This window comes from Propionivibrio sp., assembly GCF_049316945.1.
GTDB lineage: Bacteria > Pseudomonadota > Gammaproteobacteria > Burkholderiales > Rhodocyclaceae > Propionivibrio.
On the sequence record NZ_JBMOJE010000309.1, the window covers coordinates 1 to 2,538 of the forward strand.

The window sequence follows — 2,538 nt, forward strand, 5'->3', positions numbered from 1 at the left end:
AATGGGTTGCGGCTTCCATCCGCATTTCATCAACACCTTAACGTAACGGCTAGGGTATTACCATGCGGGGGTTTTTGCGAGCGGACAAGCTCAAACAGGCATTGTTTGTCTGCCCGCTGCCTGTTACATACCCATATCCATGCCGCCCATACCACCCATGCCGCCCATACCACCACCGCCCATACCACCGGCTGGTTTGTCTTCAACCAGTTCGGCAACCATGCAGTCGGTTGTCAGCATCAGGCCGGCGATCGAGGCCGCATTTTGCAGTGCGGTACGCGTTACCTTGGTCGGATCCAGCACACCCATTTCGACCATGTCGCCATACTCGCCGGTGGCCGCGTTGTAGCCGAAGTTGCCACTGCCCTGAACCACGGCATTGACCACGACGGAAGGCTCTTCGCCCGCATTGGCGACGATTTCACGCAGCGGCTGCTCCATGGCACGCAGGACGATCTTGATGCCGGCGTCCTGGTCATGGTTGTCACCCTTCAGCGAAGCCAGCGCCAGGCGGGCACGCAGCAGAGCAACACCACCGCCGGGGACAATGCCTTCTTCAACGGCTGCACGGGTTGCGTGCAGAGCGTCTTCGACGCGCGCCTTCTTCTCTTTCATTTCAACTTCGGTCGCCGCACCCACCTTGATCAGGGCAACGCCGCCGGCCAGCTTGGCAACGCGTTCCTGCAGCTTCTCGCTGTCGTAGTCGCTGGTCGAAGTTTCGATCTGGGCACGGATCTGCTTGACGCGTCCTTCGATGGTAACGGCATCGCCGGCACCGTCGATGATCGTGGTGTTTTCCTTGCCAATCTCGATGCGCTTGGCCTGGCCGAGTTCTGCCAGCGTCGCCTTTTCGAGGGTCAGGCCGACTTCTTCAGCAATGACTTGACCACCGGTCAGGACAGCGATGTCTTCGAGCATGGCCTTGCGCCGGTCGCCGAAGCCAGGAGCCTTGACGGCACAGGTCTTCAGGATGCCACGGATGTTATTGACCACCAGGGTTGCCAGCGCTTCGCCTTCGACATCTTCGGCAACGATCAGCAACGGACGGCCGGCCTTGGCGACTTGCTCAAGTACGGGCAGCAGATCACGGATGTTCGAGATCTTCTTGTCGAAGATCAGGATGTACGGGTTGTCCAGAATGGCGCTTTGCTTTTCCGGATTGTTGATGAAGTAGGGGCTGAGGTAGCCGCGATCAAACTGCATGCCTTCAACGACTTCAAGCTCATTGTTCAGCGACTTGCCGTCTTCAACGGTAATGACGCCTTCCTTGCCAACCTTGTCCATCGCACGGGCGATGATATCGCCGATGTCGGCGTCGGCGTTGGCGGAAATCGAACCCACCTGGGCGATTTCCTTGTTCGTCGAGCACGGCTTCGACAGCTTCTTCAGCTCTTCGATGGTGGCGATAACCGCCTTGTCGATGCCACGCTTGAGATCCATCGGATTCATGCCGGCGGCCACGTACTTCATGCCTTCGCGGACGATCGACTGAGCCAGAACGGTAGCGGTGGTGGTGCCGTCACCGGCGATGTCGGAGGTCTTGGAAGCAACTTCCTTGACCATCTGCGCGCCCATGTTGGCGAACTTGTCCTTCAGTTCGATTTCCTTGGCGACGGATACGCCGTCCTTGGTCACCGTCGGGGCGCCATATGAGCGCTCCAGAACAACATTGCGACCCTTCGGGCCGAGCGTGATCTTGACTGCGTCGGCCAGGATGTTTACGCCTTCGACCATGCGGGCGCGTGCGGAATCGCCAAATTTAACGTCTTTTGCTGCCATTGAGATACTCCTAATAATTCTGTAGTGGGGTGAATCCGGATCGTGATGCCAGGCGTTTTACGCTCAGGCTTCGACGACGCCCATGATGTCTTCTTCGCGCATGACCAGCAGTTCTTCACCATCAACCTTGACGGTCTGGCCGGAATACTTGCCGAACAGGACGCGGTCACCGACCTTGACGTCGAGCAGGCGAACTTCACCACTTTCGAGGATCTTGCCCTTGCCGACGGCGATGATTTCACCCTGATCAGGCTTTTCAGCGGCGGCATCAGGAATGACGATACCGGAAGCGGTTTTGCGTTCTTCTTCGAGGCGTTTGACGATCACGCGATCATGTAAAGGACGGATTTTCATGCAGTTTCTCCTAGGGTTTATAACAAGTAACGACAAACTGGCCAATATCTGCCAAACCGAGCAGAGCGCTCGCGGACCGAATTATTAGCACTCACAACCAACGAGTGCTAATGATAGGGGCGAGTAGCCTGAATTTCAAGATGCATGAATCAGCTTCGGTAGATAAAAATAGTATTGGACGCATTCCATGAGGGGAGGATTGCGGCCTTGGCGAAGACTCTACTCCAAGCATTGACAAGGGGTTCCGGGGGGCAAGCCGAGAAAACCTTGCCAAAACCTGTTCCCGCTGGAGGCCTTAAGAAAAACTGAAAATAGTTGCCGATTGGACAGACAGGCCTTCGCCGCATTGTCGCTGACAAATCTCGCCCCATTGGAGCCACCGAATCGCGGCCTAATGGTGCCAGC

2 protein-coding genes are annotated in these 2,538 nt (G+C 56.8%); both read right to left on the reverse strand.

Annotated elements, in window-relative coordinates:
• Positions 1-123: 123 nt before the first annotated feature.
• Positions 124-1,779, reverse strand: a complete 1,656-nt coding sequence (gene groL / locus ACOYNV_RS27395) for a chaperonin GroEL (RefSeq protein WP_422902986.1) — start codon at positions 1,777-1,779, stop codon at positions 124-126.
• A gap of 63 nt (positions 1,780-1,842) precedes the next feature.
• Positions 1,843-2,133 (reverse strand): co-chaperone GroES, encoded by a 291-nt coding sequence (gene groES, locus ACOYNV_RS27400; RefSeq protein WP_422902987.1) that lies wholly within the window; start codon positions 2,131-2,133, stop codon positions 1,843-1,845.
• Between the last annotated feature and the right edge of the window lie 405 nt (positions 2,134-2,538).